1 rRNA gene is annotated in these 259 nt (G+C 55.2%); it reads right to left on the reverse strand.

The features are described from left to right. A 23S ribosomal RNA gene (locus GL263_RS27945) occupies positions 1–259 on the reverse strand; the annotation flags it as partial.

Raw genomic sequence — 259 nt, forward strand, 5'->3', positions numbered from 1 at the left:
CAAGAGTTTCCCACTCTTGTATCGCTACTCATGCCTGCATTCTCACTCGTGAACCGTCCACAACTCGCTTACACGGCTGCTTCACCCGGCACACGACGCTCCCCTACCCACCCCAACAACCGTTAGGCCTTCATGTTGGAGTGACACGACTTCGGCGGTGTACTTGAGCCCCGCTACATTGTCGGCGCGGAATCACTTGACCAGTGAGCTATTACGCACTCTTTCAAGGATGGCTGCTTCTAAGCCAACCTCCTGGTTG

The sequence above is a fragment of the Streptomyces durbertensis genome (assembly GCF_014156695.1).
Taxonomy (GTDB): domain Bacteria; phylum Actinomycetota; class Actinomycetes; order Streptomycetales; family Streptomycetaceae; genus Streptomyces; species Streptomyces durbertensis.